The following is a 23079-nucleotide window of genomic DNA, read 5'->3' as shown; positions in this document are numbered from 1 at the left end:
CGCCGTCGCACAAACCCGTGATCCTCTCGCTATGGGTCCCGCGCGTGGTGCGACGAGAACGACCTCGATACCCGCGCAGGCTCACCAATCCGTCATCCAAGACCTTGGAGTGATCTGATGAGTCGCGACACCGCACTCGTTTCGGCCGACTGGGCCGAGAAGAACCTTGACACCCCGGGCGTGGTCTTCGTCGAAGTGGACGAGGACACCACCGCCTACGACGGCGGCCACATCGCCGGTGCGATCAAGCTGGACTGGCGCAAGGACCTGCAGGACGCGGTGCGCCGGGACGCGGTCAACAAGTCCCAGTTCGAGGCGCTGCTCTCCGAGCGCGGCGTGAGCAACGACGACGTCGTGGTGCTCTACGGCGGCAACAACAACTGGTTCGCCGCGTACGCCTACTGGTACTTCAAGCTCTACGGCCACGGCGACGTGAAGCTGCTCGACGGCGGTCGCAAGAAGTGGGAGCTGGACGCCCGCCCGCTGGTCAAGGACCAGGTCTCCCGTCCCGCGACGCAGTACGTGGCGCAGGAGCCGGACCTGAGCATCCGTGCCTTCCGCGACGAGGCGGTCGCCGCCATCGGGGTGAAGAACCTGGTCGACGTCCGCTCGCCCGACGAGTACGCCGGCCGCCTGCTCGCTCCGGCGCACCTGCCCCAGGAGCAGTCCCAGCGGGCCGGACACATCCCGACCGCGGTGAACGTGCCCTGGTCGAAGGCGGCCAACGAGGACGGCACCTTCAAATCCGACGACGACCTGCGCAAGATCTACGGCGAGGCCGGGCTGGACGACAGCCTCGACACGATCGCCTACTGCCGGATCGGTGAGCGCTCGTCGCACACCTGGTTCGTGCTGAAGGAACTGCTCGGCCACCAGAACGTCAAGAACTACGACGGCTCCTGGACCGAGTACGGCTCGCTCATCGGCGTGCCGATCGTGCTCGGCGACGAACCGGGGAGGGCCTGAGCCATGACCGCTCCCACCGCCGCCGGTTGCGCGGCTCCGGACCAGTCGGCCCCGCTGCCGGCCGGGCTGGACCTGAACCGGGAAACCGTCATCACCGGCGTGGTCCGGGCCGACTCCGGCGACGCCGTCCCCGGCGCGTACGTCCGACTGCTCGACTCCACCGGCGAGTTCACCGCCGAGGTGGTCACCTCGCCGGAGGGCCAGTTCCGGTTCTTCGCCGCCCCCGGCACCTGGACCCTGCGTGCCCTGTCCCGACACGGCAACGGTGACGTCCTGGTCACCGCCGAACGGGGAGTCAACGAGGTCGGCGTCACGGTCGCCTGACCAGCACAGCAAAGCGGATCGCCGCACCAGCACAGCAAAGCGGATCGCCGCTCGGGCCAACCGGCCCGGGCGGCGATCCGCTTTTGCGTAGCCGGTCTCCCCGTAGCCGGTCTCCCCGTAGCCGGTCTCCCCGTAGCCGGTCTCCCGGCAGCGGTTCTTCGTGGCCGGTCGACGAGTTTGTGGTGGGCGATTGACAAGTTCCTCCTTTACGTAAAAAATAGTTTTGCCATGAGAGACGTCCTGTACATGGAACGGATCGAGCAGGCCGAAGCCCTGCTCAAGCCGCAGCGCATCGAGGTGCTGCGGGAACTCGCCGAACCCCACACCTGCACCGAGGTCGGGGCCCGACTCGACCAGACCCCGCAGCGGGTCTACTACCACGTCAAGCGCCTGGTCGACGCCGGCCTGGTGACCCAGGTCGCCGAGCGCCGGGTGCGCGGCATCAACGAGGGCATCTACCAGGCCACCGCCCGCTCCTACTGGCTGTCCCCGAGGCTGGTCGGCCGGATCGGACTGCGCGCCACCCGGGACGAGCTCAGCCTCGGCTACCTGCTCGACCTGATGGAGGAGGTCCAGGCCGACGTCGCCGCGCTGGACCGGACCAGACCGGAGCTGCCGTCGATCGGCGTTTCCGGCGAGATCCGGGTTCCGGCCGAGCACCGCCAACAGTTCATGACCGACCTGCGGACAGCACTGCAGGACCTGTTCAGCCGCTACGGCGGCGCCGAGGGTGACGCGTTCAAGCTGGCCGTCGCCTGCTATCCCAAAGGAGAAGAGCATGAGTGAGTCGTTGCAGCTCCAGGCGCGGATTCCCGCCACGCTCAAGGAGGTCCACCAGGCCCTGACCGACGCCGGGGCGCTGCGCGTCTGGCTGGCCGAGCACGCCGAGGTCGAGCTGCCGCAGCGGTACGAATTCTGGGGTCGCTACACCCCGGAGGGCGACGCGCCCCACCAGCGGCTGCTCCACCTCGACGACCACACGCTGCGCTTCTCCTGGCTGCTCGACGGCGAGGAGACCACGGTGGAGATCCGGCTCACCGAGGAGGGCGACGAGATGACCCTGCTCGACCTCTCCCAGACGCACTTTTCCATGGCGGAGGCGCTGGCCGGCAACACCATACGCGGCGTGCTCCAGACGTACTGGGCGCTGTCGATCGCGAACCTGGCCGACCACCTCGCCGGCCGGGAACTCACCCCGAAGGCCGACTTCACCTCCCCCGAACTGCGCGGGGAGTTCCTGATCGGCGCCGACCCGTCGACCGTGTTCCGCTCGCTGGTCGAATCAGAGCAGGTGACCGCCTGGTTCGGCTACCCGATCGGGATCGAGCCCCAGGTCGGTGGCCGGTTCGCGATGGGTGGCCTGGAGCAGAACGGCTACGCCGGCAAGATTGTCGACCTGGTGCCGGACCGGCGGATGTCGGTCGACTGGGCCGAGGCGGGTGTGACCACCTGGGAGTTGGCGGAGTCCGACGGCAAGACCCGGCTCACCTTCGTACAGAGCGGCTTCGACACCGGCCGCCCCCCGTACGCCGGCTGGATGGGCTGGCTCAGCGGCGTCGCCGAACTGCGCCGTTACCACGAGCTCTCCGACTGGTCCCCGATCTGGCCCCCCATCCAACTCCCCGCCTGAGGTGTAAGGAAGGGCCCCTTATTAACGCATAGCGTTAATAAGGGGCCCTTCCTTACACCTGGCGGTGGCCGCCGGGCTCGGGGGAGCGCGGCGGCCACCGTGGATCGGTAGCGGGTCAGTTCAGCGGGATCAGATCCCGCCCGCCCGGGTGTCGCAGGGCGTCACCGGATCCAGGTTGAAGTTGATCGTCGAGACGAAGCCGGCCGAGACGGTGATCCGCTGCACCTCGGGAATCCAGCCGTCCTTGGCGACGATCAGGTCGTACTTCCCCTTCGGCAGCCAGAGGCCGTAGGCCCCGGCGGTGTCGGAGGAGATGGTGTAACCGGTGGCCGGGTTGCCGTTCAGGTTCGCCCGAATGGTCGCCTTGACCGGTACGTCGGCGCCGGAGCAGCTCTCGCCGACCACCGCGCCCTGGATCTTGCCCCAGCCGTTCGGCGGCGACACGTTCATCTCCACCGGCACGGACTCGACCTGGTACGGGGTGTTCGAGCCCAGACCCAGCTCGGCGGTGTACGTACCGGGCTGGAGCACGCCGGCCTCGGCGGTGGCGGTCAGGGTGACCGTCACCTGCTTCGACGCGCCCGGGGCGAGGGTGAAGGTGGCCGGTGCGGTGGAGAGCCACGACACGTCACCACCGGCCGCGTCACAGTCCGCGAGACCACCCAGGTATTCGGTCTCGACGGAGCCGACGAAGGAGCTCGGCGAGCCACCGACCTTGTACGCACCGCACGCGCCGGCACCCCGGTAGCGGGTGAACGCCGCGTTCGGCAGGTCCTGCCAGGCACCGGTGGCCGGGTCGAACGCGACCGACCGGTTGGTGATGGTGCTGGAGTTGGCGGTCACCCCACCGGCGATGACCAGCAGGCCACCGGCGGCGGCGTACTGCGAGCCCCACAGGTCGACCGGCAGGTCGGGCAGCTCGGACCAGGCGTTGCCGGCCGGGTCGTACGCGTACGCGTCCTTGAAGGTCGTCGTGCCGGCCGCACCACCGGCGCAGTACACCGTGGCGCCGACGCCGCCGCAGGACATCCAGCCCACGTTGAACGGGTAGTCCGCACCGGCGCTGAAGGTGCCGCTGGCCGGGTCGAAGATCACCGTGTTCTTGGTGCTGGTGCAGCTACCGTCGGCACAACCACCGACCAGGTAGACCTTGCCGTCGACAACCGCCGTACCGGCGGCCGCGCGCGGCGCCGGGTTGGTGGCACCGGCGAGGGTGCTCCAGGAGTTCGCCGCCGGGTCGTAGACATCGACCGAGGGGATCGGGGCGCCGCTGGCGCTCCAACCACCGATCACGTACAGCTTGCCCTCGAAGGCCACCGCGGACGCCTTGGAGCGGGCGGTCGGCATGTCGGCGAGCGTGCTCCACGCGTTGGTCTCCGGGTCCAGGACCCAGGTCTTGCGCTCGTTACCGGTGCCGGTGCCGCCACCGACGGAGTAGACCTTGCCGTCGACCACGGCGGCGGCGTTGTCGAAGACCGCGGCCGGGGTGTTGGCGACCCGGGTCCAGGCGGGGTCGATCGCGGGAGCGGCCGCCGTCGAGTTGCCGGCGGGACCGTACGCGACCCCGTTCTGGGCCGTGCTGAGCCCCTTCACCTGGTACTCGTTGAGGGCCGCGCCCTGCCGGGAGAGCAGGTCGAACGACCCGGTGCGCTCCAGCACCTCCACCTCGGCCGGCGCGTTGCCGGTGTTGGTGACGGTCACCTTGGCGCTGCGGGTGCTGCCGTACGGCTGGTGCGACTCGATCTGCGGCGGGCTGACCGAGAGCCGGCCGGCCTTGAGCGCGAAGTCGGCCCGCTTGACGTTGTTCGCGACGACCGCGACGCTCTTCGTCACCGCCTGGTACGGCGACTTGGTGGCGGTGAACGGGTGGGTCCCGCTCAGGCTCGAGAAGAACGAGTAGAAGCCGTCACCGATGTTCGGGTCGTCCGCCGTCGCCGCCGAGACACCCTTGTCCGCCGGCTCGTCGTCGCTGGTCACCGTGACGCCGTTGAGCGCGGCACCGGTGTTCGAGTCGGTGGTGAAGCCGGCCACCAGACCACCCGGGAGCGGGTTGCAGATCCGGTTGACGACCTGGACGTTGTCCAGCTCCCACCACCAGGCGAAGCTGCCGTTGAACCGGAAGCGCACCTGGGCGGTGGCCGCCCCGGCGAGCCCGGTCAGGGCGACCTCCTCGACCCGGGGGCCACGCCGGCTGCCGGTCTGGTGCCAGATGTTGGACCAGGTCGCGCCGCCGTCGGCGGAGACGTCGATGTCGGCGGTGTCGCCGAGCCCGACGGCCCGCCAGTCGCTGTTGAACTTCAGGAAGGGCGCGCTCACGCCGGACAGGTCCAGGGTGGGCGTACGCAGGTCGCTGTCCTGGGTGTTGCCCACGCCCAGGATGTCGCTGTCGATGATGGCGAAGTTGCCGGTGCCACCGGTCTGGTTGCCCCGGCTGCCCGGGTCGTCGAACTCCCAGCCGCCGTCCTCGGTGCGGTTGACCACCGACCAGCCGGCCGGGGTGTCCTCGCTGTCGAAGCTCTCCGACAGCAGCGGTGCGCCGAGGTTGGCCGAGTAGCCGGCCGCCGTGCAGTCCGCCGCGACCGGAACCGCGATGTCCAGGGTCTTCGCCGCGCCTTCGAGGACGAGTTCCTTGGTCACCGCCGCGTAACCGGCGGCCTTGGCGGTCGTGGTCACCGAGTAGGTGGCGTTGCCCGGCACGGTGAACGAGTAGCGGCCGGTGAACGGGTCGGTGAAGATCGGCCCACCCGGCCGTCCGGGCACATCGATCTTCGCGTAGAGCGGCCAGCCGTGGCCGGAGCCGTCGGTGACCTTGCCGGAGACCGTCACGGACTGCGCCCCGACCAGGGCGAAGTCCTTCGTCACCGAGGAGCCGTCGGGCACGGTGACGGTGGCGGTCTGGGTGTGGAAGCCGAACGCGGCGACGGTGAGCGTGGCGTCGCCGACCGGCAGCCGCAGCGTGTACTTGCCGTCGGTGCCGGTGGTGGCGGTACGCGACCCGGTGCTGACGGTCGCGCCCGCGATCGGCTCGCCGCCGTCGGCCTCGGTCACCGTTCCGGTCACCTCGCCGGCACCGCCGCGCGGGGCCTGGAACACGGCCTCGTACGCGTTGAGCCGGCCCTCACCGAAGACGTTGTTGTCGTCGACGGTGCCGCCACAGGTCAGCGCGTTAACGTCGGTGGCGGTGTCGTCGAGCAGCGTCTCGGTGGCGGCGATGTCACCCCGGAGGGCGGGTGCCGCGGACCAGATCAGCGCCACCGCGCCGGAGACGTGCGGTGCCGCCATCGAGGTGCCGTTGAACGCGGAGTAGCCGCCGCCGGGAACGCTGGACCGGACGTTGCTGCCCGGCGCCGAGATGTTCGGCTTGACCGACCCGTCGATGGAGGAGGTGCCCCGGCCGGAGAACGCCGAGATGTTGTTGTTCCGGTCGTAGGAGCCCACGCCGTACGCGTTGGGGTAGTCGCCCGGGTTCTCGGTGCTGTTGCAGCCCAGCTCACCGCTGTTGCCGGCGGAGAAGCCGGGGAAAATGCCGGCGGCCCGCCAGGCGGCGACGGTCTGCTCGTACCACGAGTCGCCGCGGCCACCGCCCCACGAGTTGTTCACCACGTCGGGGCGCAGGTCCGGCCGGGGGTTCTGGCCGCTGAGGTCGGTCGGGGCGAGCACCCACTGGCCGGCGGCGAGCAGCGACGCCTCGGAGCAGCCGTTGGTCTCGCAGCCCTTGGCCGCGATCCACTTGGCGCCCGGGGCGACACCGATCTGGTTGGCGCCACCGTCGTCGCCGACCATGGTGCCCATGGTGTGGGTGCCGTGGCCGTTGTTGTCACAGGGGACGTCCCCAGGACAGATGTTGGCCGGGTCGAAGAAGTTGTAGTTGTGGTCGAAGTTGCCACCACCGAGGTTGCCCCGGTACTTGCCGACCAGGGCCGGGTGGTCGTACTGGGCGCCGGTGTCGATGTTGGCGACCACCACGGTCTCACCGCGTACGCCAAGTTCGTTCCAGACCCTCGGGGCCTGGATGTTGTCGATGTTCCACTCGACCGCCTGGGTGCCCGCACCGTCCGGGCTGGCCGGGGTCGGCTTGATCAGCTCGTAGCTGCGGGTCGGCGCGATCCGCTCGACCTCGGGACGGGCGGCGATCGCGTCGACCAGCGCCCGGTTGCCGGAGGTGACCTGGAGCGCGTTGGCGATCCAGAACGCCCTGTAGCTGGCCTTGCGGTCGTCCAGTTCAGCCCGCAGGTCGCGCTGGGTCCGGTCGGCGGTCGTGGTGAGCTGCTCGTAGACCTTGGCGGCCCGGGCGTCACCGGTCGGCTGCGACGCGGCGGTGCTGAGGTTGGCCTTCTCCCGCAGGTACACGGTGAAGTTGGTGTTCCCGTTCGTGCTCAGCGCGCTGAGCACCTGCGGGTCGACCGTCGCGCCGGCTGCGGGCGCCGCGGCGGCGAGCGCAGGTTGAGCCGTGATCCCGAGGACGACAGCCGAGACGATGGCGAATGACCGCCACAGTCTGGATCGGCTCCCTGGTCGGTGTGACATCTCTTCCTCCCCACTTTCGGCGCCCCGATCGGTTCGGGACACCTGCCGCGGCACCGGGTTGTCCGGCGCCGCGTAGCACGCGTGGGGGCATCGATGGACACGCAGAGCATCCCCCACATCGGCTAGGAGTCATGCTCTGGCGCATAACGGTGGTGATCAATGGATGTTGTCGGCCAGTATTCGGGCAGTAACTGGTCGGATTGCGGGCGGCGCGGCGAGGGATCATGACATCGGTGAGTGTCGTTATTGACTCGGTCGATCAAAGGGGATTGGCTGTTGCCACGCGGCGAACGGGGAGGGTGCGGGTGTCGAACAACGAGGTTCCGCTTGTCGTGTGCGTCTCGTCGGACGTGGCGGTACGGGAGCGGGTGGTCCGCCGCCTCGACGACTTCGGCACGGTGGTGATCTGTGCGGACCTGTCGGAGTTGAAGGCGATGCTGTTCCCCACCAACGGCACCGAGCCGGGTGCCGTGGTGGAACCGGTCAACCTGGGCGAACTCCGCGTCGACCCGGGCGGCCACCTGGTCACCTGGCGGGGTGAGCCGCTGGCCCTGACCCGGTTGGAGCGGGAACTGCTGGCCCGGCTGGCCGCCCCGCCGGTCGGCGTCTGGACCTACGAGCGGCTCTTCGGTTCGGTCTGGGGAGGCGCCTACCTGGGCGACACCGCGATCCTGCACTCGGCCGTGAAGCGACTGCGGCGCAAGCTGCGCGCGGTCGAGGGCGGTCCGCAGGTGCAGACCGTACGGGGGGTCGGTTACCGGCTCGCCTTCGGGCGGGGCGGCTGAGCGAGGCCGGAGACGGCGGTGGCCGCCGTACCCGGTGGGGTACGGCGGCCACCTCTACCAGCGGCTCTGCCCGATCAGTGGCCCTGGTGCCCCTTCGCCTGCACCGAGAGCGTGATGCCGAGCGTCGGCACCGCGTACGGGGTGTCCGCGCGCAGGGCCAGTTGGGCCAGGTATCCGCCCGGGGCCGGGATGCCGTTCGCCGAGGTGGCGGAGATCCTCAGCGTGAGCGCCCGCGACGCGCCGGGGGCCAGCGTGAACCGGCTCGGCGTGACGGTCAGCCAGGGCACCTCGGTGCTCTCGTCGCAGAGACCGAGCCCGGTCATCCGTTCCGACTCCGGACCGGCCAGCGGCGCGAACGCCGCGCCACCGATCTTGAAGCCACCGCACGCCCCGGCGCCGCGTACCCGGGGGAGCAGCGTGTTCGGCAGGTCCTGCCAGGCGTCCGCCGCCGGGTCGTAGCCGAGGGTGCGGTTGGTGAGCGTCTGCCCCTCGTCGATCACGCCACCGGCCAGCACCAACCGGCCGCCGGCCACCGAGTACTGGGAACCCCAGAGGTCGACCGGCATGTCCGCGATCGGGCTCCACGTGTTCGAGTCCGGGGCGTACGCGAAGCCGTCGGTGTAGCCCGACTCGTGACTGAAGCCGCCGGCACAGTAGACCCGGACGCCGATCGCGCCACAGGACTGCCAGGCCACCTCGTGCGGGTACGCCGCCTTGACCCGGAACGTGCTCGCCACCGGGTCGAACGCGAGCACGTCGGTGCTGGCGTTGCAGAGGAAGTCCAGGCAACCGCCGACCAGGTAGACCTGCCCCTCGACCACGGAGGCGGTGCCCGCCGCGCGGGCGGCCGGGTTGGTCACCCCGGGCAGCGTCTGCCAGGCTCCGGTGGCCGGGTCGAAGACGTCGACCGTGGCCTCGGTCCCGCCCTCGGTGGTCCAGCCGCCGAAGACGTACAGCTTGCCGCCGACCGCCGCCACGGCCGGCTTGTACCGGCTGTGTGGCATGTCGGGGAGGGTCCGCCAGGCGTCGGTGGCCGGGTCGTAGACGTACGCCTCGCGCTTCTCCTCCCGGTCCGAACTACCGCCACCGACCGAGTAGACCCTGCCGTCGAGCAGGGCCGCCGCGTTGTCGTACGTCGGCGCCGGCAGGTCCGCGATCCGGCTCCACGAGTCGTCCGCCGCCTTCGGGCTGCCCCCGGCGAAGCCGGTGCTGCCGCCGGTCAGCACCCCGCCGGAGATGCCGGCGCTGACCTTCGGCACCCGGTACTCGGTCAACGGGGCGCCCCGGCCGGCGGCCAGTGTGGCGTAACCGCCGTCGCGCTCCAGCACCTCGACGGCGACCGGGGCGCTGCCGGTGTTGGTGACCGTGACCTCGGTGTTGCGGCTGCCGCCGTGCGGCACGACGGGTTCGATCCCGGTGCTGCCGAGGGCGAGCCGCCCGACCTTCAGGTCGAAGTCGACCCGCTGGCTACCGCCGTCGGCGACCGCGACGGTCCTGGTCCGGTCCTGGTACGGCGCCGTTCCGGCCACGAACGGGTGCTTGCCCGTGACCAGGCTGGAGAAGAACGAGTAGAACCCGTCCGGGGCGTTGTGGTCCTCCGGGGTGGTCGCCGAGACGCTCCGCTCGGACGGCCGGTCCGGGCTGCCGACCGCGACGCCGGTCAGCCCGGCGCCGGTGTTCGCGTCGGTGGTGAAGCCGGCCACGATGCCACCCGGGACCGGGGTGCAGGTCCGGTCGACCACCTCGATGTTGTCGAGCTGCCACCACCACGAGAACTCGCCCCGGTAACGGAACCGGATCTGCGCGTTCGCCTGGTTGGCGAGCATCGGCAGCGGCACCTCCTCGGCCGCCGGGCCGCGCCGGGAGACCTGCTGGATCGCCACGCCGACCCAGTCGACACCGCCGTTGGTCGAGACGTCGATGCTGGCCGCGTCGCCGTTGCCGGAGACGTACAGGTCGCTGGCGAAGCGGAGCACCGGCGCGTCGACCGCGCCGAGGTTGATGACCGGGGTACGCAGGTCGGTGTCCTGCGCCCGGCCCAGGCCGGAATGGTCACTGTCGACGATCGCGAAACCGCCGTCGCCACCGGTCAGGTTCTGCCGGTTGCCGGGATTGTCGAACTCCCACCCGACGTCGGCGCGGTTGACCACGGACCAGCCGGCCGGGGTGCCGGTGCCGGAGAAGCTCTCCGAGAGCACGGTCCGACCGGTGCCGGCGGTGTAGCCGGCCACCTCGCAGGCGACCGCGACCGGCACGGTGATGTTCGCGGTCTTCGCCCGGTTGGCCACGGTGACGTCGGTGCTGACGGCCCGGTAGCCGGTCGCCACGGCGGTGGTGGTCAGCCGGTACGTTCCGCCGCTCGGCACGGTCACCGAGTAGCGACCGCTGGTCGGGTCGGTGAAGACCGGGCCACCGGGACGGCCGGCGACCTCGACCCGCGCGTAGAGCGGCCAGCCCTGCCCGGAGCCGTCGGTGACCTTTCCGGAGAGGGTCACCGTCGGCCGCGCGACCAGCGCGAAGTCCAGCGTGACCGGGTCACCGGCGGCGATCACCGTCGCGGTCTGGCCGGTGAAGCCGTACGCCTCGACGGCGGCCCGGTAGGTGCCGTCGACCACCGGCAGGGTGTAGCGGCCGAACTGGTCGGTACGGGCGGTACGGCCGTTCACCGCGACCGTGGCGTTGGCGATCGGTTCCCGGGTGCCGAGCACGGCGACCGTACCGGTGATCGTGGTGACCGGGCCGCGCGGAGCGGCCTCGACCGCCTTGAACACGTCGAGCCGACCCTCGCCGAAGTTGTTGTTGTCGGCCGTGGTGCCGCCGCAGCCGAGCGACTCGACGTCGACCGCGGTCCGGTCGAGCAGTGCCTCGGTGCCGGCGATGTCGCCGCGCAGCAGCGGTGCCGCCGACCAGACCAGGGCCACCGCGCCGGAGAGGTGCGGGGCCGCCATCGAGGTGCCGCTGCTGTAGCCGTACTCGTTGCCGGGCACGCTGGAGAGGATGTCCACCCCGGGCGCGGCGATGTTCGGCTTCGGCTGGCCGTCCACCAGGGACGATCCACGGCTGGAGAACTCGGCGATGTTGTTCTCCGCGTCGTACGCGCCGACCGCGTACGCCTCGGGGTTGTCGCCCGGTGAGTTGGCGGTGCCGCAGCCCAGCTCGCCGCTGTTGCCGGCGGAGAAGGTGGGGAAGATGCCGGCGGCCCGCCAGGCGGCGATGGTCTGCTGGTACCAGAGGTCGTTCTGGCCACCGCCCCACGAGTTGTTCACGATGTCGGGGCGCAGGTCCGGGCGGGGGTTCTCGCCGTTGAGGTCGGTCGGGGCGAGGATCCACTGACCGGCCGCCATCAGCGACTCGCTGGAGCAGCTCGCCGACTCGCAGCCCTTGGCCGCCATCCATCGGGCGCCGGGCGCGACGCCGATCTGGTTGCCGGCACCGTCGTCGCCGACCATCGTGCCCATGGTGTGGCTGCCGTGGCCGGAGTTGTCGCAGGGCGCCTGGGTGGGGCACACGCCGGCCGGGTCGAACCAGTTGTAGTTGTGGTCGAAGGTGCCGTCGCCGAGGTTGCCCCGGTACGAGTTGACCAGCGCCGGGTGGTCGAACTGCACGCCGGAGTCGATGTTGGCGATGACGACGCCCTCGCCCCGGTCGGCGTACTCGGACCAGACCTGCGGCGCGCCGATGTTCGCCACGCCCCAGCCCACCCCGGTGACGTCCTGCGGTGCGGCCTTGCTCGACTTCGGCTCGACCAGCTTGTACGTCCGGACCGGCTCGATCCGCTCCACCTCTGGCCGGGCGGCGATCGTGTCGAGCAGCGCCTTGTCGCCCTGGACCTGCACCGCGTTGGCAATCCAGAACGCCTGGTGCGGGGCCTTCCGCTTGGTCAGCTCGCCGAGCAAGCCGCGCTGCGTACGCGTCGCGGTGCCGGTGAGCTGTTGGTAGACCTGGCCGGCGCGGGCATCCGCGTCGCGTACCTTCGCCGCGGCGCCCAACTGCGCGCGCTCCCGCAGGTAGACGACAAAGCTGGCACCGCCCTTCGTGGACAGTTCGGTCAGCACCTGCGGACTCACCGGGGCGGCGGGACCGGCCGCCGTGGCGAGCGCCGGTTGTGCCGTCACGCCGAGTACGACGGCCGAGACCAACGCCATCGAGCGCCAGAGTCTGGACCGGCCCGCACCCGCGCGTCCCAGTCGGTGTGTCATCTTTCCTCCACCTCACGACGCCCCGGATCAACCGGGAGCGTCGGTCACGCTGCTCCGGGATGTCCGGCGCCGCGAGCGGGTGCGGGATCCTGACTGCGACGTTGAAGAGCGGTTCCGCACCAGCCCTGGAGACATGCTCAAGGTCGGTTTGACCATGATCAAGACCGTAGATAGGCAGTATTCGGGCAGTATCCGGTCAGGACGTTGTCATCTTGACGTTCTTGGGAGGGTGCCCATTGAATGAGCGGGGCACCCACAGCCGTTGACTCCGCCCGGCCGAGCGCGTTGGCTGGTGCGAGCCGGTGCACGGGGGAGGATCGGGTTGACTGAGACCGAAGTGCCACTCGTCGTATGTGTGTCCACGGACGCAGCCGTACGGGCAAGGGTACTGCGCCGCCTCGACGACTTCGGTCGCGTACTGATCGTGGCCGATCTGGCGGAACTGCGGGCGACACTCTTCCCACCGGAGGATGTCGAGCCGGGAACGCCAAGGCCGTCGGCCCTGCCGGTGAGCGTCGGCGAACTCCTGGTCGACCCCGGCGGTCACCTGGTCACCTGGCGCGGCGAGCCGCTGGCCCTGACCCGGCTGGAGCGGGAACTGTTGGCCCGGCTGGTCGGCCCGCCGTTGATGGTCTGGACCTACGAGCGGCTCTTCGACTCGGTCTGGGGCGGCGCCTACCTCGGCGACACGGCCATCCTGCACTCCGCGATCAAACGGCTGCGGCGCAAGCTGCGGGCCATCGAGGGCGGTCCGCAGGTGCAGACCGTACGCGGCGTCGGCTACCGCCTGCTGCCCGTACGCTGACCGGCTGCCGGCCATACTTTGACCTGGGCTGCCGTGTCACGATGGCTGGCGTGACGACAGACGCGGCGTCGTACCCGCCGGCCGACCCGCCCACGCCAAGCGACCCGCCTGCGCCCGCTGACCCGCCTGCGCCGGCTGACCCGCCTGCGCCGGCTGACCCGCCTGCGCCGGCTGACCCGCCTGCGCCGGCTGACCCGCCTGCGCCGGCTGACCCGCCTGCGCCCGCTGGTGCGGAGCCGGCGAGTTCGGGGCGTCGATGGTTGGTGGCTGGCGTGGCGGGTTGGGTTGTTTTGCTGCTGCTTGTCGCATACGTCTCGGTCCGGCGGGACGCACCTACCGTTCGCGAGCAGCGTGACGTGGCCGCCGCCATGCCGGTGCTCCGTCAGGCCCTCGGCCGGCTTCTGACCGGCGCGGAGAACAGCGCGGTGGTCGAGATCGACGGCCCGCGCCTGGAGCCGGGCTGCCGGATCACCCCGCTGCGGGACGGCGCCAACCTGGTCGGCTCGGTGACCCTGCGCACCGCCGAAGCCGAGGCCCCGGCGCTGCTCGACCGGATAGCGGAGCAGTTGCCGACCGAGTACGAGGCTCGCGTACGGCACCGGCCGGAGAGCGGCACCCACACGTTGCGCGCCGACGGGGGCGAGTTTGTCGCCATCGCCGGGGGTGTCACCGATCCCGGCACCATCAGACTCACCGCCGAAACCGGCTGCCGACCGAATCCCTCGGGCACCACGGTGGTGGGGACCCTGCTCGGGCTGCCGATCGACGTCGAACCCGGACGGGTGCTCGCCGCGCTCGGTCTGCCGCCGGACGGGAAAATGGACCGTGACGGCCCGCTGACCTGTGGGCCAGGCAGGTCAGCGCAGACCGTCCGGCTCACCGTTCCGGGTCTTCCGACCATGCCGCTCGGCGCCACCCTGCGTACCTTCGCCGGCCCCGAGGCAACGGTCGTCGCCGATCAGCCCACCCTGTACGCGTACCGCACGCCCGCCCTCAGCGTGGTGGTGACCCTGACCGACACCACCACCCACGTCGCCACCACCAACTGCGCCTGATCACCAGTCAGCGGGGAGTGAGCTGGAAGTAGTCGATGTTGAAGTTCTGGTAGGTGGTGGGGTCCATCCTGATCATGAACTCGTGGGTGCCCCTGGAGAGGTAGCGGGTGCCGGGGACCGGCTGGAGGGTGAAGGCGTCGTGTGACGTGGTGGTGATCACGTCAACCGGTGCCGTGGTCTGCTTGCCGTCGAAGGTCAGGGTGAAGCGACCGGCCGGGCTGTACGGGGTGGAGACCCGCGCGGCGACCTGGTAGGAGCCGGAACGGGGCACCTCGACGGTGTACCTGACCCACTCGCCGCCCCGGATCCAGCACATCACCGTGGCACCGGCCTGGTCGCAGATGTCGACGCCCTCGTACTTGCGGGCCACGCCACCCCGGTTGTCGTCCTCCAGGTCGTGGTAGCCGACCTCCTTGCCCCCGGTCGAGTAGTCCTCCGCCTGCACCCGGATCGCGCCCTCCGGCAGTGTCGGCCACTGGTCCCGCTTGCCGTGCCGGTCGCGGGTGGACAACCAGGCGAGGAGCTGCTCCTGGTTGTCCGTCTGGATCATGTCGGCGCCGTGCCGGTCGACCACCGAGGCCCACCCACGCTCGGCGTCGACCAGCGAACCCTCGTCGGTGTAGCCGGCGGCCAGGCCGTACCACATGGTGTTGACCCAGATCCGGCCCGTCTTACGCGCGGTGGCGACGGTGGCCGGCTGGATCTGCGGGTCGGTGAGGCGGTCGAAGACCAACTCGTACGACGCCGGAGGCCGCCCGGTGAAGGTGCCGATGCTGGCGGCGTTGCCGTCGTCCACCACGTGGCTGTAGAGGATGCGCGGGTCCCTGGCCAGGAACTGCTCCACTTCGGCCACCGGGGCGGAACTCTTGAAGATGGCGTGGTCGAGCGTGCCCGAGGCGACCAGCAGGTCGTACTCCTGGTCCCGGAACGCCCAGCCCTTGTCGAGGTTGACCATCGCCCGGCCCTTGACCACGTTCAGCGCCTCGGCCAGCGTCGGCACCTGCGCATCGGTCAGCGGCGCCTGCGCGCCGCCGAGCCCGACCCGCAGCCGCAACGCCTTGACCTGGGCCAACGTCAGGTCCGCGACCTGGCCGGTGCCGTTTGTCGTACGGTTCACGCTCGTGTCGTGCATCAGGACGAGCTGCCCGTCGGCGGTCCGCTGCACGTCGATCTCGACCACCTGGGCGCCCTTGTCGACCGCCATCCGGACGGCGTCGATCGAGTTCTCCGGCGCACCGCGCCAGTAGCCCCGGTGCGCGACCACCATCACCGGTGCGTCCTTGGAGTGGTCGAGGAACTGGCGACGTACCTGCTCGATGGTCTGACCGGGCTTGCCGTGCCCGGCCGGCGAGACGGGGGCGGCCTCCGCCGTCTGTGCGGTGCCCACCACCTTCGTGACGAGTTGGGGCACAACACCGACCGTGACGCCGGTCGCCACCATGGCGACCGCCCAGGTCATCCACCTTGTACGCATCACTTCGCACCAATCCGGGATCGGGTGACGGGCTACCGGGCGACACCGCCGCCAGCGTCGCCGTACGCGAATCTCCCCGACCCGTCGATGCCCGGCCTGGCCACGCCGTGACAACCCGCGAAACGATCACGGAACAGTGGTCGGCCGAGGCGGACGGACTCCGGTCCGATACTTGATCCCGGCGAGGCTGACAAACACGTCCCGTTTCGCGGTGGCGTTGCCCTGCCGGTCGAGCTGGTATCCCGACAGCCAGGTCCAGCCGTCGTAGGTGTAACGCTCGTCAACTTTGCTTACCCGCAGCAGGATCGCGCGATCACCGGCGAACTGCACGCTCGCACCCGCGTCGAGGAGCACAATCTCGCCGGACTCAGGGGTGCGGCCAGGGTAGTTCACGCCGGGTCCCACCGCCGGGGGCTCGGCACGTTCCGCAGGCCGGGCTTCCGAATGTGTTTCCCGGCCAGTCGGCGGGGTGGTGCCTGGTCCGCGCCGGGACAGCCGAGGACGTACGGCCGGATCAGTGTCACCACCGCGACGGCCGCGATGGGACCGCCGCTGGCATGCCCACTGCGGTAGACCGTCACCGTTCTGCTCCACTGTCGGGCAGGGGTGCGGCGTCGGAACCGCCGCAGGCGACCCGGAATCCCCGCTCGGCAAGGTGCCGGCCGACGCAGGGCACAAATTCGTCGGGTACGCAGGTCACGCAGAATCCGTCCCGATCGGGCCGGTGGTCACGAAACAACTGGTACGCCATCAGCCACATCAGCGGGATCACGCATTCGGGCGGTGGGCTGGCCGGCGGCTCGGCCGGGTCGTACGACAGCGCGGGCATCCGGCGCTCCAATTCGGAAAGTTGACCGGTGAAAAGCGCCGAGGTGGACGGAGTTTCTACGGCCGGTGGGCGCGGGGGACTCACCGACCTCACGGCCACCCCGGCGCCGATCAGGGGGATGGCTGATTCCAGTTCACCAGGAGGTGGTCATTTCCAGAATCGTCGCGGGGCGTGAATTTCGGGAACCTGGGCTATCGGCCGTGATTTCCGTGAACTCGCTGCAACGTAGCCTCTGCTCGCGAGAATGCTCGGGCGTGCCTTTAGCTGATCAGCGTCTTGACGAACGCGCGGTTGATTTTCGGATCGCGCGACGCCACGTACGTGTGAGTGGGCTGGTATCCGAGACTTCGGAACAGAGCGAGCGCGGCATGATTACGCACGCCGGTTTCCAAGATGCTGTGGCTGGCGCCGTTCATCACGCCATGCTGTTCAAGTGCGGAAAGCAACACCCGTCCGACGCCAGTCCCGCGTACCTCGGGGATCGTGTACGTCTTCTTGATCTCGATGGTCCCATTCGTGCGATCGAACCACCGGTAGCCGCCGCAGCCGATGGGCGCGTGTTCGCGGTAGACCACCAGGAAGACGCCCCTCGGCGGGGCGTAGCCGGCAGGATCGGCGTCAACCGGCTCGGCGAAGCCGTACCGGCTGACCTGGTCCTCGTAGAAGGCTCTCAGTAACCGAGCAGCGTCGGGATGGTCGTAGGGACGCGCTGTCACCGTAAGGTTGTCCGCTGAGTGAGCCCATGGAGTCGCGTCGGGAGACCTTGCCGTCACACGAGCGATAATGCCTCATCCAACTCCGGAAGGAACTCGGCTACGAGCGGCGAGCGGAGCCGACGGGCCAGGGCAGGGCGCAGCGACTGGAGGTAGGCGCGGCCCCGAGGGGACTGGACCTGGTTCAGCAGGCCGACCGCCGCCCGCATCGACGCCACGGCGTGGGCAAGGTCGCCATGCAGTAGATACGCTCGTGCCAGAAACGTCGTGTGCAGCAGTGCTGACCGCGCGTAGACCGCCGGTGATCCGCTGCCGGGGGAGGGCGTCACGGCGTGAACGGCGGGCCGGAGAGTGGTGATCGCCTCCGTGAGGAGTCGATTGCGGCTCGACACGCAGCGTTCGGCGAGTACAGCCAGTCCCTGTCCGGTTTCGGCGGCAAGTTGCTCCGCGGTCAGGTAATACAGGAATGGCGGCGTTTCCCAGCGCTCGCGATCGAGCAGCAGTCGCATCGCTTCGTCGGAGCTACGGCGAAACCGTGCAAGGTCGCCGGTCGCGGCGGCAGCGGTTGCCTCGCGGCCGAGCAGGCGTGCATGGAGGATCGGGTGGATCTTCGGGGTCTCCCGCCTAGCCGCTTCGACTAGCTGTAGTGCCTGTTCGCCGTGTCCGGCGAATGCGGAGACGTAGCTGAGCATGCCGATGGCGTTGGCCGCTCGATCGTTCGCGCCGAGCGAGCGACACACGCCTACGCTCAGCAACAGGTAGCGCTCTGCGGGTCCGTACCGTCCCGAGTCGAACTGTAGCCAGCCGAGCAACTGGGCAAGGTCGGCGATCGTGGTGAGCAGTTGCCGACCGGCGCTCCGCTCATAGTTCGCATACTGGAACAGATCAAGGACGCTTCGCAGTTCGGCTGTCACGTAACGAAGGCTGAGTGCGCCACCGCCGTGCCGGTCATCGAGGCGTCGGAGCGCGGCGACGTGAGTCGAGATCAACTCGATCTGTTCGGGAAGGACACGCTCCCGGCCGGCGTGGTTTCGGGGAGCGAACGCCGCTCCGCCCATCTGATTCAGGACGGCGGCGGTCAGGTCAGCACCAGAGGAGCCGACAAATCGGTGGTGCGAGGTCGTGGTTGCGGCACTGAGGCTGCTCAACCTGTGGGTGAGATCGTCCACACAGGTGATGTCGTCTAGGTCGGCGGCGGCATCACGTACCGGAGCGGCGCCCCCTTCGTGCTCTGGCCACAACTGTTGCGATTGCACCAGAAAGCCGAGTTGTTCCGAGAGGACGGCCGCCGCCACCTCCGGGATTGGAGGCCGAGGGCGGAATCCCCGCCTGACCCATGGGTAGCCCGCCGTCGGGTCGAGACGGTACCTGTCGCGGCCCTGACGGGTCAGCCGGGTGTTGATCGCGTTGACGAGTTGTCGTGGACTCCACTCCGCGAGCCGCAGCGCGTCGGTGAGCGAGATTGACTCCTGAGCCACGACACCTCCAGCAGATAGCTCTATCGCACGGTAGTCAGTCTGTTACGACACTCCAAGGTCGTGCCGCCCTCTCGGGACAAGTTCACGAGATTCACGCGCTGGTCGATCGTGCTGTCCGGTGCCCGGCGGTGTTTTGTTGTTTTCTCGTACACGTTCTTTCGTGTGAGTACATGGAATTTCGTGTATCGCGAAGACGCGTCACAGGTCTCGCGCCAAGGCAGCCGTGGATCGGTCCGGCGTCGTTGTCGGGGTGGGCGTGGTTGGATCAAGCTCGGGAAGCGATGCCTGTGGAGAGGTGCCGGCATGACGGGGTACGGCGAGCTGCTGTCGGTGGCGCACGAGGCCGTCGACCTGGCGCGGGACATGATGCGTACGCTCCGGCCGGGTGTTCTGACCGGCAAGGGTGACCGGGACATGGCCTCCGAGGTGGACTTCGCCATCGAGCGCAGGCTCCGTGCCTTCCTGGCCGAACGTACGCCGGGGATCGGGTTTCTCGGCGAGGAGGAGGGGACCAGTGGTGCCGGGGACGAACTCACCTGGTCGCTCGACCCGGTCGACGGGACGGTCAACTTCGTGCACGGGTCGCCGCTCTGCGCGGTCTCGCTCGGTCTGATCGAACGGCGGCGGTCGGTGCTCGGCATCATCGACCTGCCCTTCCTCGGCAACCGGTATGCTGCCGCGCTCGGGCACGGCGCCCACGTCGACGGCGAGCCGATCCGCGCCACCCGCGCCGTTGACCTGGGCGAGGCGCTGGTCGCGCTCGGGGACTTCGCGGTCGGGCCGGACGCAGGCGAGCAGAACGCGCACCGGCTGGCGATCACCGCCGCCCTCGCCGAGCGGGCCCAACGGGTACGGATGTTCGGCTCCGCCGCGATCGACCTGGCCTGGCTGGCCCATGGGCGGCTCGACGCGTTTGTCATGTTGAGCAACAAGCCGTGGGACACCAGCGCGGGCGTGATCATCGCGCGGGAGGCGGGTGCCCAGCTCACCGACCTCGACGGCAGCACGCACACCGCCGACTCCGAAGCGACCATCGGTTCCAGCCCGGAACTGCTGCCGGAGTTGCTCGACCTGGTGCGGAAGGCCGCCAGCCCTCGGTAGCCGGGCACGCTTTGCCATGATTCGATCCGACGGCGGTGCGCGGGCGGGCGGGACGGCACAATGATCCGATGCGCATCCGTACAGCCCGTATCCACGAACTGGCCCTGCTGCCGGGGATAGAGGACGCCGCCGGACGGTACTTCCGGGAGATCGGCATGGTGGAGGTCGCCGAGAACGACCTGCCCACACCGGCCGAGTTGGCGCCGTACCAGCGGGAGGGGCGGGCCTGGGTCGCCGCGGACGCGACCGACCGGCCGATCGCGTACGTGATCACCGAGGAGGTCGACGGCAACCTGCACGTCGAGCAGATCTCGGTGCACCCGAAGAGTGGCCGGCAGGGCGTGGGACGGCGGCTGATCGAGCACCTGGCCGGCGAGGCGGCCCGACGGGGTCACCCGGCGCTGACCCTGACCACCTTTGTCGAGGTGCCGTGGAACGCGCCGTACTACCAGCGCCTCGGCTTCCGGATCCTGGCCGACGGCGAGCTGACGCCGAACCTGCGGGCGATCCGGGACCGGGAGATCGCCCTCGGACTGGACCGCTGGCCGCGCGCGGCGATGCGCTGGGACCTGCCGGTCTGACCAGCACTGATCAACGGGCGCCGGGATGGGGCGGCGCGACGGCGGGTCCGGGGGGACGGGACGGCGGCAGGGTCAGTAGACCAACGCCTGGACGCCGTCGGCCATCGCCTCCTCGACGAAGGTGGCCGCGCCGGCGATCCGTACGCCCGGCAGCACGTCCGACTCGCCGATCTCCCGGCGGGCCGCACACTGGCTGCACACGGTGACCCGGCCACTGGTCAGGATCACGTGCAGCAACTCGGCCAGCGGGGCAGAGTGCGGCAACTCGAACTCGGCGGCCCGTCCGGGCAGCGCGAACCAGCTCGACTCGCCGGTCAGCCAGAGCGACACGTCCACTCCCGCCGCGACAGCGGTCGAGGCGACCGTGAACGCCTGGGCACACCGTTCCGGCGAGTCGGAACCCGCGGTGGCCTTGACGACGAGAGTGCGTGTCATACCGGCCAGCATAGGATGACCTTGTCATGGTTACCGAGATTGGGTTCGTCAGCCTGCTGGTGGCGGGCTTCGGCCTGCTCGCGGGTGGCCTGGTCTACCTCGCGGTACGCATTTCGAGAGGACGCTGGTGAACGCGGAGAGTACGTCCCCGGACAACCCGATGGCCCCGCCGCCGTGGTTGAACGCGCCACCGGTCGAGCCGTACCCGTTCGAGGAGACGTACGACCTGCGGGTCGGTCCGGACCTGCACCCGGCACTGCTCGGACTGCTGCCGTACGTGGGGCTGTGGCGTGGACGCGGGCGGGGCGGCTACCCGACGGTCGAGGACTTCGACTACGCCCAGGAAATCAAGATCAGCCACGACGGTCGGCCGTTCCTCAGCTACGAGTCGCGGGCCTGGCTGCTGGACGAGGAGAGCCGCCCGATCCGGCCGGCCGGTCGTGAGGTCGGCTGGTGGCGTCCGGTGATGGACGGGGACCGGGCGACCGACGAGATCGAGGCGCTGCTGACCACCCCCACCGGGATCATGGAGCTGCACGTCGGCAAGGTCACCGGCACCCGGCTCGAACTGGTCACCGACGCGGTGGTCCGTACCTCCACCGCGAAGGAGGTCACGGCCGGCCACCGGCTCTTCGGGATCGTCGAGGGCGCGCTGCTCTACGCCCAGGAGATGGCCGCCGTCGGCCAGCCCCTGGTGCCACACCTCTCCGCCCGCCTCATCCGCGTCGGCGGCTGACCCGGGGAGAGCGACGCGGCCGGGGGAGAGCGACGCGGCCGGTCAGGCGATCGGGAAACCCAGCAGGTCGCGCAGGTCTCGGGTGTGCGGCGACGGTGGCAGCGGCATGCCGTCCAGGGTGCGGACCTCGGCCAGACCCCGCACCGACGAGGTGAACCAGACGCCGAGGCAGGCCGCCTCCCGCAGTTCGGCCGGACTGACCAGGCGTTCGGCCGCCGACCAGCCGAGCGAACCGGCGTGGGCGAGCAGCCAGCCGGCCGTCACCCCGGGCAGGATGCCGGTGCTGGCGGCGGGGACCGTGCAGAGCGTCTCCCCGGCCAGCCAGACCAGGTTCGCCGACGGCCCCTCCAGGGCGTAACCGTCGGTCGAGGTCCAGAGCACGTCGTCCACCCCGTTCGCGGCGGCCCAGCGGCGGGCGGCCAGGCTCACCCCGTACGACGTGGATTTGATCCCGGCGAGCAGCCAGGGCTGCCCGGCCCTGGCCCCGGCGGGTACGCCGAGCGGGAGCGTGGCGACGCTGATCCCGGCGGTCCTGGCCAGCCGCAGGGCCGGCGGCACGGGTGACAGGGTGGCGAAGACGGTGGCCGGGCCGCCGCCCTCCGGGCCACGGGTGCAGACCAGCCGGAGCGCTCCCTCGGTCTCCGCCGGCCACTCGGCGCAGACCGAGGCCAGCAACTCGGCGAGTTCGGTCGCTCCGGGCAGCACCAGGTCGACCGTTGCGGCGGCGTTGGCCAGCCGGGTCAGGTGTTCGTCGCGCAGCCAGGGGCGACCGTCGCGTACGTGCATGGTCTCGAAGAGGCCGTCGCCGTGCAGCACCCCACGGTCGTCGGCGCGTACGACCGGCTCGTCGGCCGGCACCACGCCCCGGCCCAGCACGGCGACGATCTGGCGTTCGGACACGATTTCAGAGCGTAACGGTGTCCGGGACGTGCCGGACCCGCTCGGCGTCGATTGCCGGGGTTCGGCGGTTCCGGCCGGGGGAACTATGCTCGACCTGTGTCGGAATCATCGCTGGCCGAGATGTTGCGTTCCCGTGGACTGAGGTTGACGGCGCAGCGGCAGTTGATTCTGGAAGCCGTGCTCGAACTGGGCCACGCCACCCCGGAGCAGGTGCACACGGCCGTCCGGGGGATCGCGGCCGGAGTGAACATCACCACTATTTATCGCACGCTGGAATTGCTCGAGCGGCTCGGGTTGGTTACCCATACGCACCTGTCGCACGGGTCCCCGACCTACCACGCGGCCGGCGCGGACCAGCACGTCCACCTGGTGTGCCGGTCCTGCGGTGAGGTCGACGAGGTTGAGCCGGAGATGCTCCGGCCGCTCGCCGACCAGTTGGCCGGGGAACGGGGATTCACGGTCGACGTCGGGCACGTGGCACTCTTCGGCCTCTGCCGGAAGTGCGGGGAGCAGCAGGACTAGTCGACTGCGGGGTGTGGCA

The 23079-nt window shown here is 70.1% G+C and carries 21 protein-coding genes; 12 read left to right on the top strand and 9 right to left on the bottom strand.

What is annotated here, in order from left to right:
* Positions 1-117 precede the first annotated feature (117 nt).
* From ACI2K4_RS32100 to ACI2K4_RS32085, 4 genes are all read left to right on the top strand, one after another.
* Positions 118-966: a sulfurtransferase gene (locus tag ACI2K4_RS32100; protein WP_404516748.1), complete on the top strand. Its 849-nt coding sequence runs from the start codon at positions 118-120 to the stop codon at positions 964-966.
* Positions 967-969: 3 nt separating this feature from the next.
* Positions 970-1290 (top strand): DUF1416 domain-containing protein, encoded by a 321-nt coding sequence (locus ACI2K4_RS32095; RefSeq protein ID WP_404516746.1) that lies wholly within the window; start codon positions 970-972, stop codon positions 1288-1290.
* Positions 1291-1518: 228 nt separating this feature from the next.
* Complete coding sequence (locus ACI2K4_RS32090; RefSeq protein ID WP_404516744.1) at positions 1519-2076, top strand: helix-turn-helix domain-containing protein; 558 nt, start codon at positions 1519-1521, stop codon at positions 2074-2076.
* Positions 2069-2920, top strand: a complete 852-nt coding sequence (locus ACI2K4_RS32085; protein ID WP_404516742.1) for an SRPBCC family protein — start codon at positions 2069-2071, stop codon at positions 2918-2920. Before ACI2K4_RS32090 ends, ACI2K4_RS32085 begins: the two co-directional genes overlap by 8 nt.
* Positions 2921-3049: 129 nt before the next feature.
* Here the strand turns inward: ACI2K4_RS32085 and ACI2K4_RS32080 are convergent, their stop codons facing one another.
* Positions 3050-7447 (bottom strand): S8 family serine peptidase, encoded by a 4398-nt coding sequence (locus tag ACI2K4_RS32080; RefSeq protein ID WP_404516740.1) that lies wholly within the window; start codon positions 7445-7447, stop codon positions 3050-3052.
* A 305-nt stretch (positions 7448-7752) separates the two neighbouring features.
* On the opposite strand from ACI2K4_RS32080, the gene ACI2K4_RS32075 reads away from it, so the two are divergent.
* Positions 7753-8232 carry a winged helix-turn-helix domain-containing protein gene (locus ACI2K4_RS32075; RefSeq protein ID WP_404516738.1) on the top strand — a complete coding sequence of 160 codons (480 nt, stop codon included), beginning with the start codon at positions 7753-7755 and terminating at the stop codon, positions 8230-8232.
* A gap of 74 nt (positions 8233-8306) precedes the next feature.
* On the opposite strand, the gene ACI2K4_RS32070 is transcribed toward ACI2K4_RS32075, so the two are convergent.
* Entirely contained in the window at positions 8307-12431 is a 4125-nt protein-coding gene (locus ACI2K4_RS32070; RefSeq protein ID WP_404516736.1) for a S8 family serine peptidase, read from the bottom strand.
* Positions 12432-12753: 322 nt separating this feature from the next.
* Between ACI2K4_RS32070 and ACI2K4_RS32065 the strand changes: the two genes are divergently transcribed.
* Both ACI2K4_RS32065 and ACI2K4_RS32060 read left to right on the top strand, forming a co-directional pair.
* Positions 12754-13236: a winged helix-turn-helix domain-containing protein gene (locus ACI2K4_RS32065; protein WP_404516734.1), complete on the top strand. Its 483-nt coding sequence runs from the start codon at positions 12754-12756 to the stop codon at positions 13234-13236.
* Positions 13237-13508: 272 nt separating this feature from the next.
* Positions 13509-14291 carry a hypothetical protein gene (locus ACI2K4_RS32060; RefSeq protein WP_404516732.1) on the top strand — a complete coding sequence of 261 codons (783 nt, stop codon included), beginning with the start codon at positions 13509-13511 and terminating at the stop codon, positions 14289-14291.
* A 7-nt stretch (positions 14292-14298) separates the two neighbouring features.
* Here the strand turns inward: ACI2K4_RS32060 and ACI2K4_RS32055 are convergent, their stop codons facing one another.
* The 5 genes from ACI2K4_RS32055 to ACI2K4_RS32035 form a co-directional block, all read right to left on the bottom strand.
* On the bottom strand, positions 14299-15765 hold the full coding sequence (locus ACI2K4_RS32055; protein ID WP_404516730.1) for a glycerophosphodiester phosphodiesterase family protein: 1467 nt from the start codon (positions 15763-15765) through the stop codon (positions 14299-14301).
* 126 nt (positions 15766-15891) lie between these two features.
* Positions 15892-16158 carry a hypothetical protein gene (locus ACI2K4_RS32050; RefSeq protein ID WP_404516728.1) on the bottom strand — a complete coding sequence of 89 codons (267 nt, stop codon included), beginning with the start codon at positions 16156-16158 and terminating at the stop codon, positions 15892-15894.
* A 184-nt stretch (positions 16159-16342) separates the two neighbouring features.
* Positions 16343-16594, bottom strand: a complete 252-nt coding sequence (locus ACI2K4_RS32045) for a hypothetical protein (RefSeq protein ID WP_404516726.1) — start codon at positions 16592-16594, stop codon at positions 16343-16345.
* Between the two features lie 260 nt (positions 16595-16854).
* Positions 16855-17310 (bottom strand): GNAT family N-acetyltransferase, encoded by a 456-nt coding sequence (locus ACI2K4_RS32040; RefSeq protein WP_404516724.1) that lies wholly within the window; start codon positions 17308-17310, stop codon positions 16855-16857.
* Positions 17311-17363: 53 nt separating this feature from the next.
* Positions 17364-18785 (bottom strand): hypothetical protein, encoded by a 1422-nt coding sequence (locus ACI2K4_RS32035; RefSeq protein ID WP_404516722.1) that lies wholly within the window; start codon positions 18783-18785, stop codon positions 17364-17366.
* Positions 18786-19088: 303 nt separating this feature from the next.
* Between ACI2K4_RS32035 and ACI2K4_RS32030 the strand changes: the two genes are divergently transcribed.
* Together ACI2K4_RS32030 and ACI2K4_RS32025 are read left to right on the top strand one after the other, a co-directional pair.
* Entirely contained in the window at positions 19089-19886 is a 798-nt protein-coding gene (locus ACI2K4_RS32030; protein WP_404516720.1) for an inositol monophosphatase family protein, read from the top strand.
* A gap of 68 nt (positions 19887-19954) precedes the next feature.
* A complete protein-coding gene (locus ACI2K4_RS32025) occupies positions 19955-20467 on the top strand; it encodes a GNAT family N-acetyltransferase (RefSeq protein WP_404516718.1) in 513 nt (170 codons plus the stop codon).
* 72 nt (positions 20468-20539) lie between these two features.
* Here the strand turns inward: ACI2K4_RS32025 and ACI2K4_RS32020 are convergent, their stop codons facing one another.
* Positions 20540-20914 carry a DsrE family protein gene (locus ACI2K4_RS32020; RefSeq protein ID WP_404516716.1) on the bottom strand — a complete coding sequence of 125 codons (375 nt, stop codon included), beginning with the start codon at positions 20912-20914 and terminating at the stop codon, positions 20540-20542.
* A 14-nt stretch (positions 20915-20928) separates the two neighbouring features.
* Here ACI2K4_RS32020 and mtfM point away from each other — a divergent pair, with 14 nt between their 5' ends.
* Together mtfM and ACI2K4_RS32010 are read left to right on the top strand one after the other, a co-directional pair.
* A complete protein-coding gene (mtfM, locus tag ACI2K4_RS32015; RefSeq protein ID WP_269476287.1) occupies positions 20929-21033 on the top strand; it encodes a small membrane protein MtfM in 105 nt (34 codons plus the stop codon).
* 29 nt (positions 21034-21062) lie between these two features.
* Positions 21063-21638, top strand: coding sequence for an FABP family protein (locus ACI2K4_RS32010; protein ID WP_404516870.1), 576 nt, complete (start codon positions 21063-21065; stop codon positions 21636-21638).
* 42 nt (positions 21639-21680) lie between these two features.
* Here the strand turns inward: ACI2K4_RS32010 and ACI2K4_RS32005 are convergent, their stop codons facing one another.
* A complete protein-coding gene (locus ACI2K4_RS32005) occupies positions 21681-22541 on the bottom strand; it encodes an aminotransferase class IV (protein WP_404516868.1) in 861 nt (286 codons plus the stop codon).
* A 93-nt stretch (positions 22542-22634) separates the two neighbouring features.
* On the opposite strand from ACI2K4_RS32005, the gene ACI2K4_RS32000 reads away from it, so the two are divergent.
* Positions 22635-23060: a Fur family transcriptional regulator gene (locus ACI2K4_RS32000; RefSeq protein WP_404516714.1), complete on the top strand. Its 426-nt coding sequence runs from the start codon at positions 22635-22637 to the stop codon at positions 23058-23060.
* The last annotated feature ends 19 nt before the right edge of the window (positions 23061-23079 follow it).

Source organism: Micromonospora sp. NPDC050397 (assembly GCF_044901685.1).
GTDB lineage: Bacteria > Actinomycetota > Actinomycetes > Mycobacteriales > Micromonosporaceae > Micromonospora_G.
The sequence above is the reverse complement of the archived record's forward strand: the minus strand, read 5'-3'. Positions and strand labels throughout refer to the sequence as shown.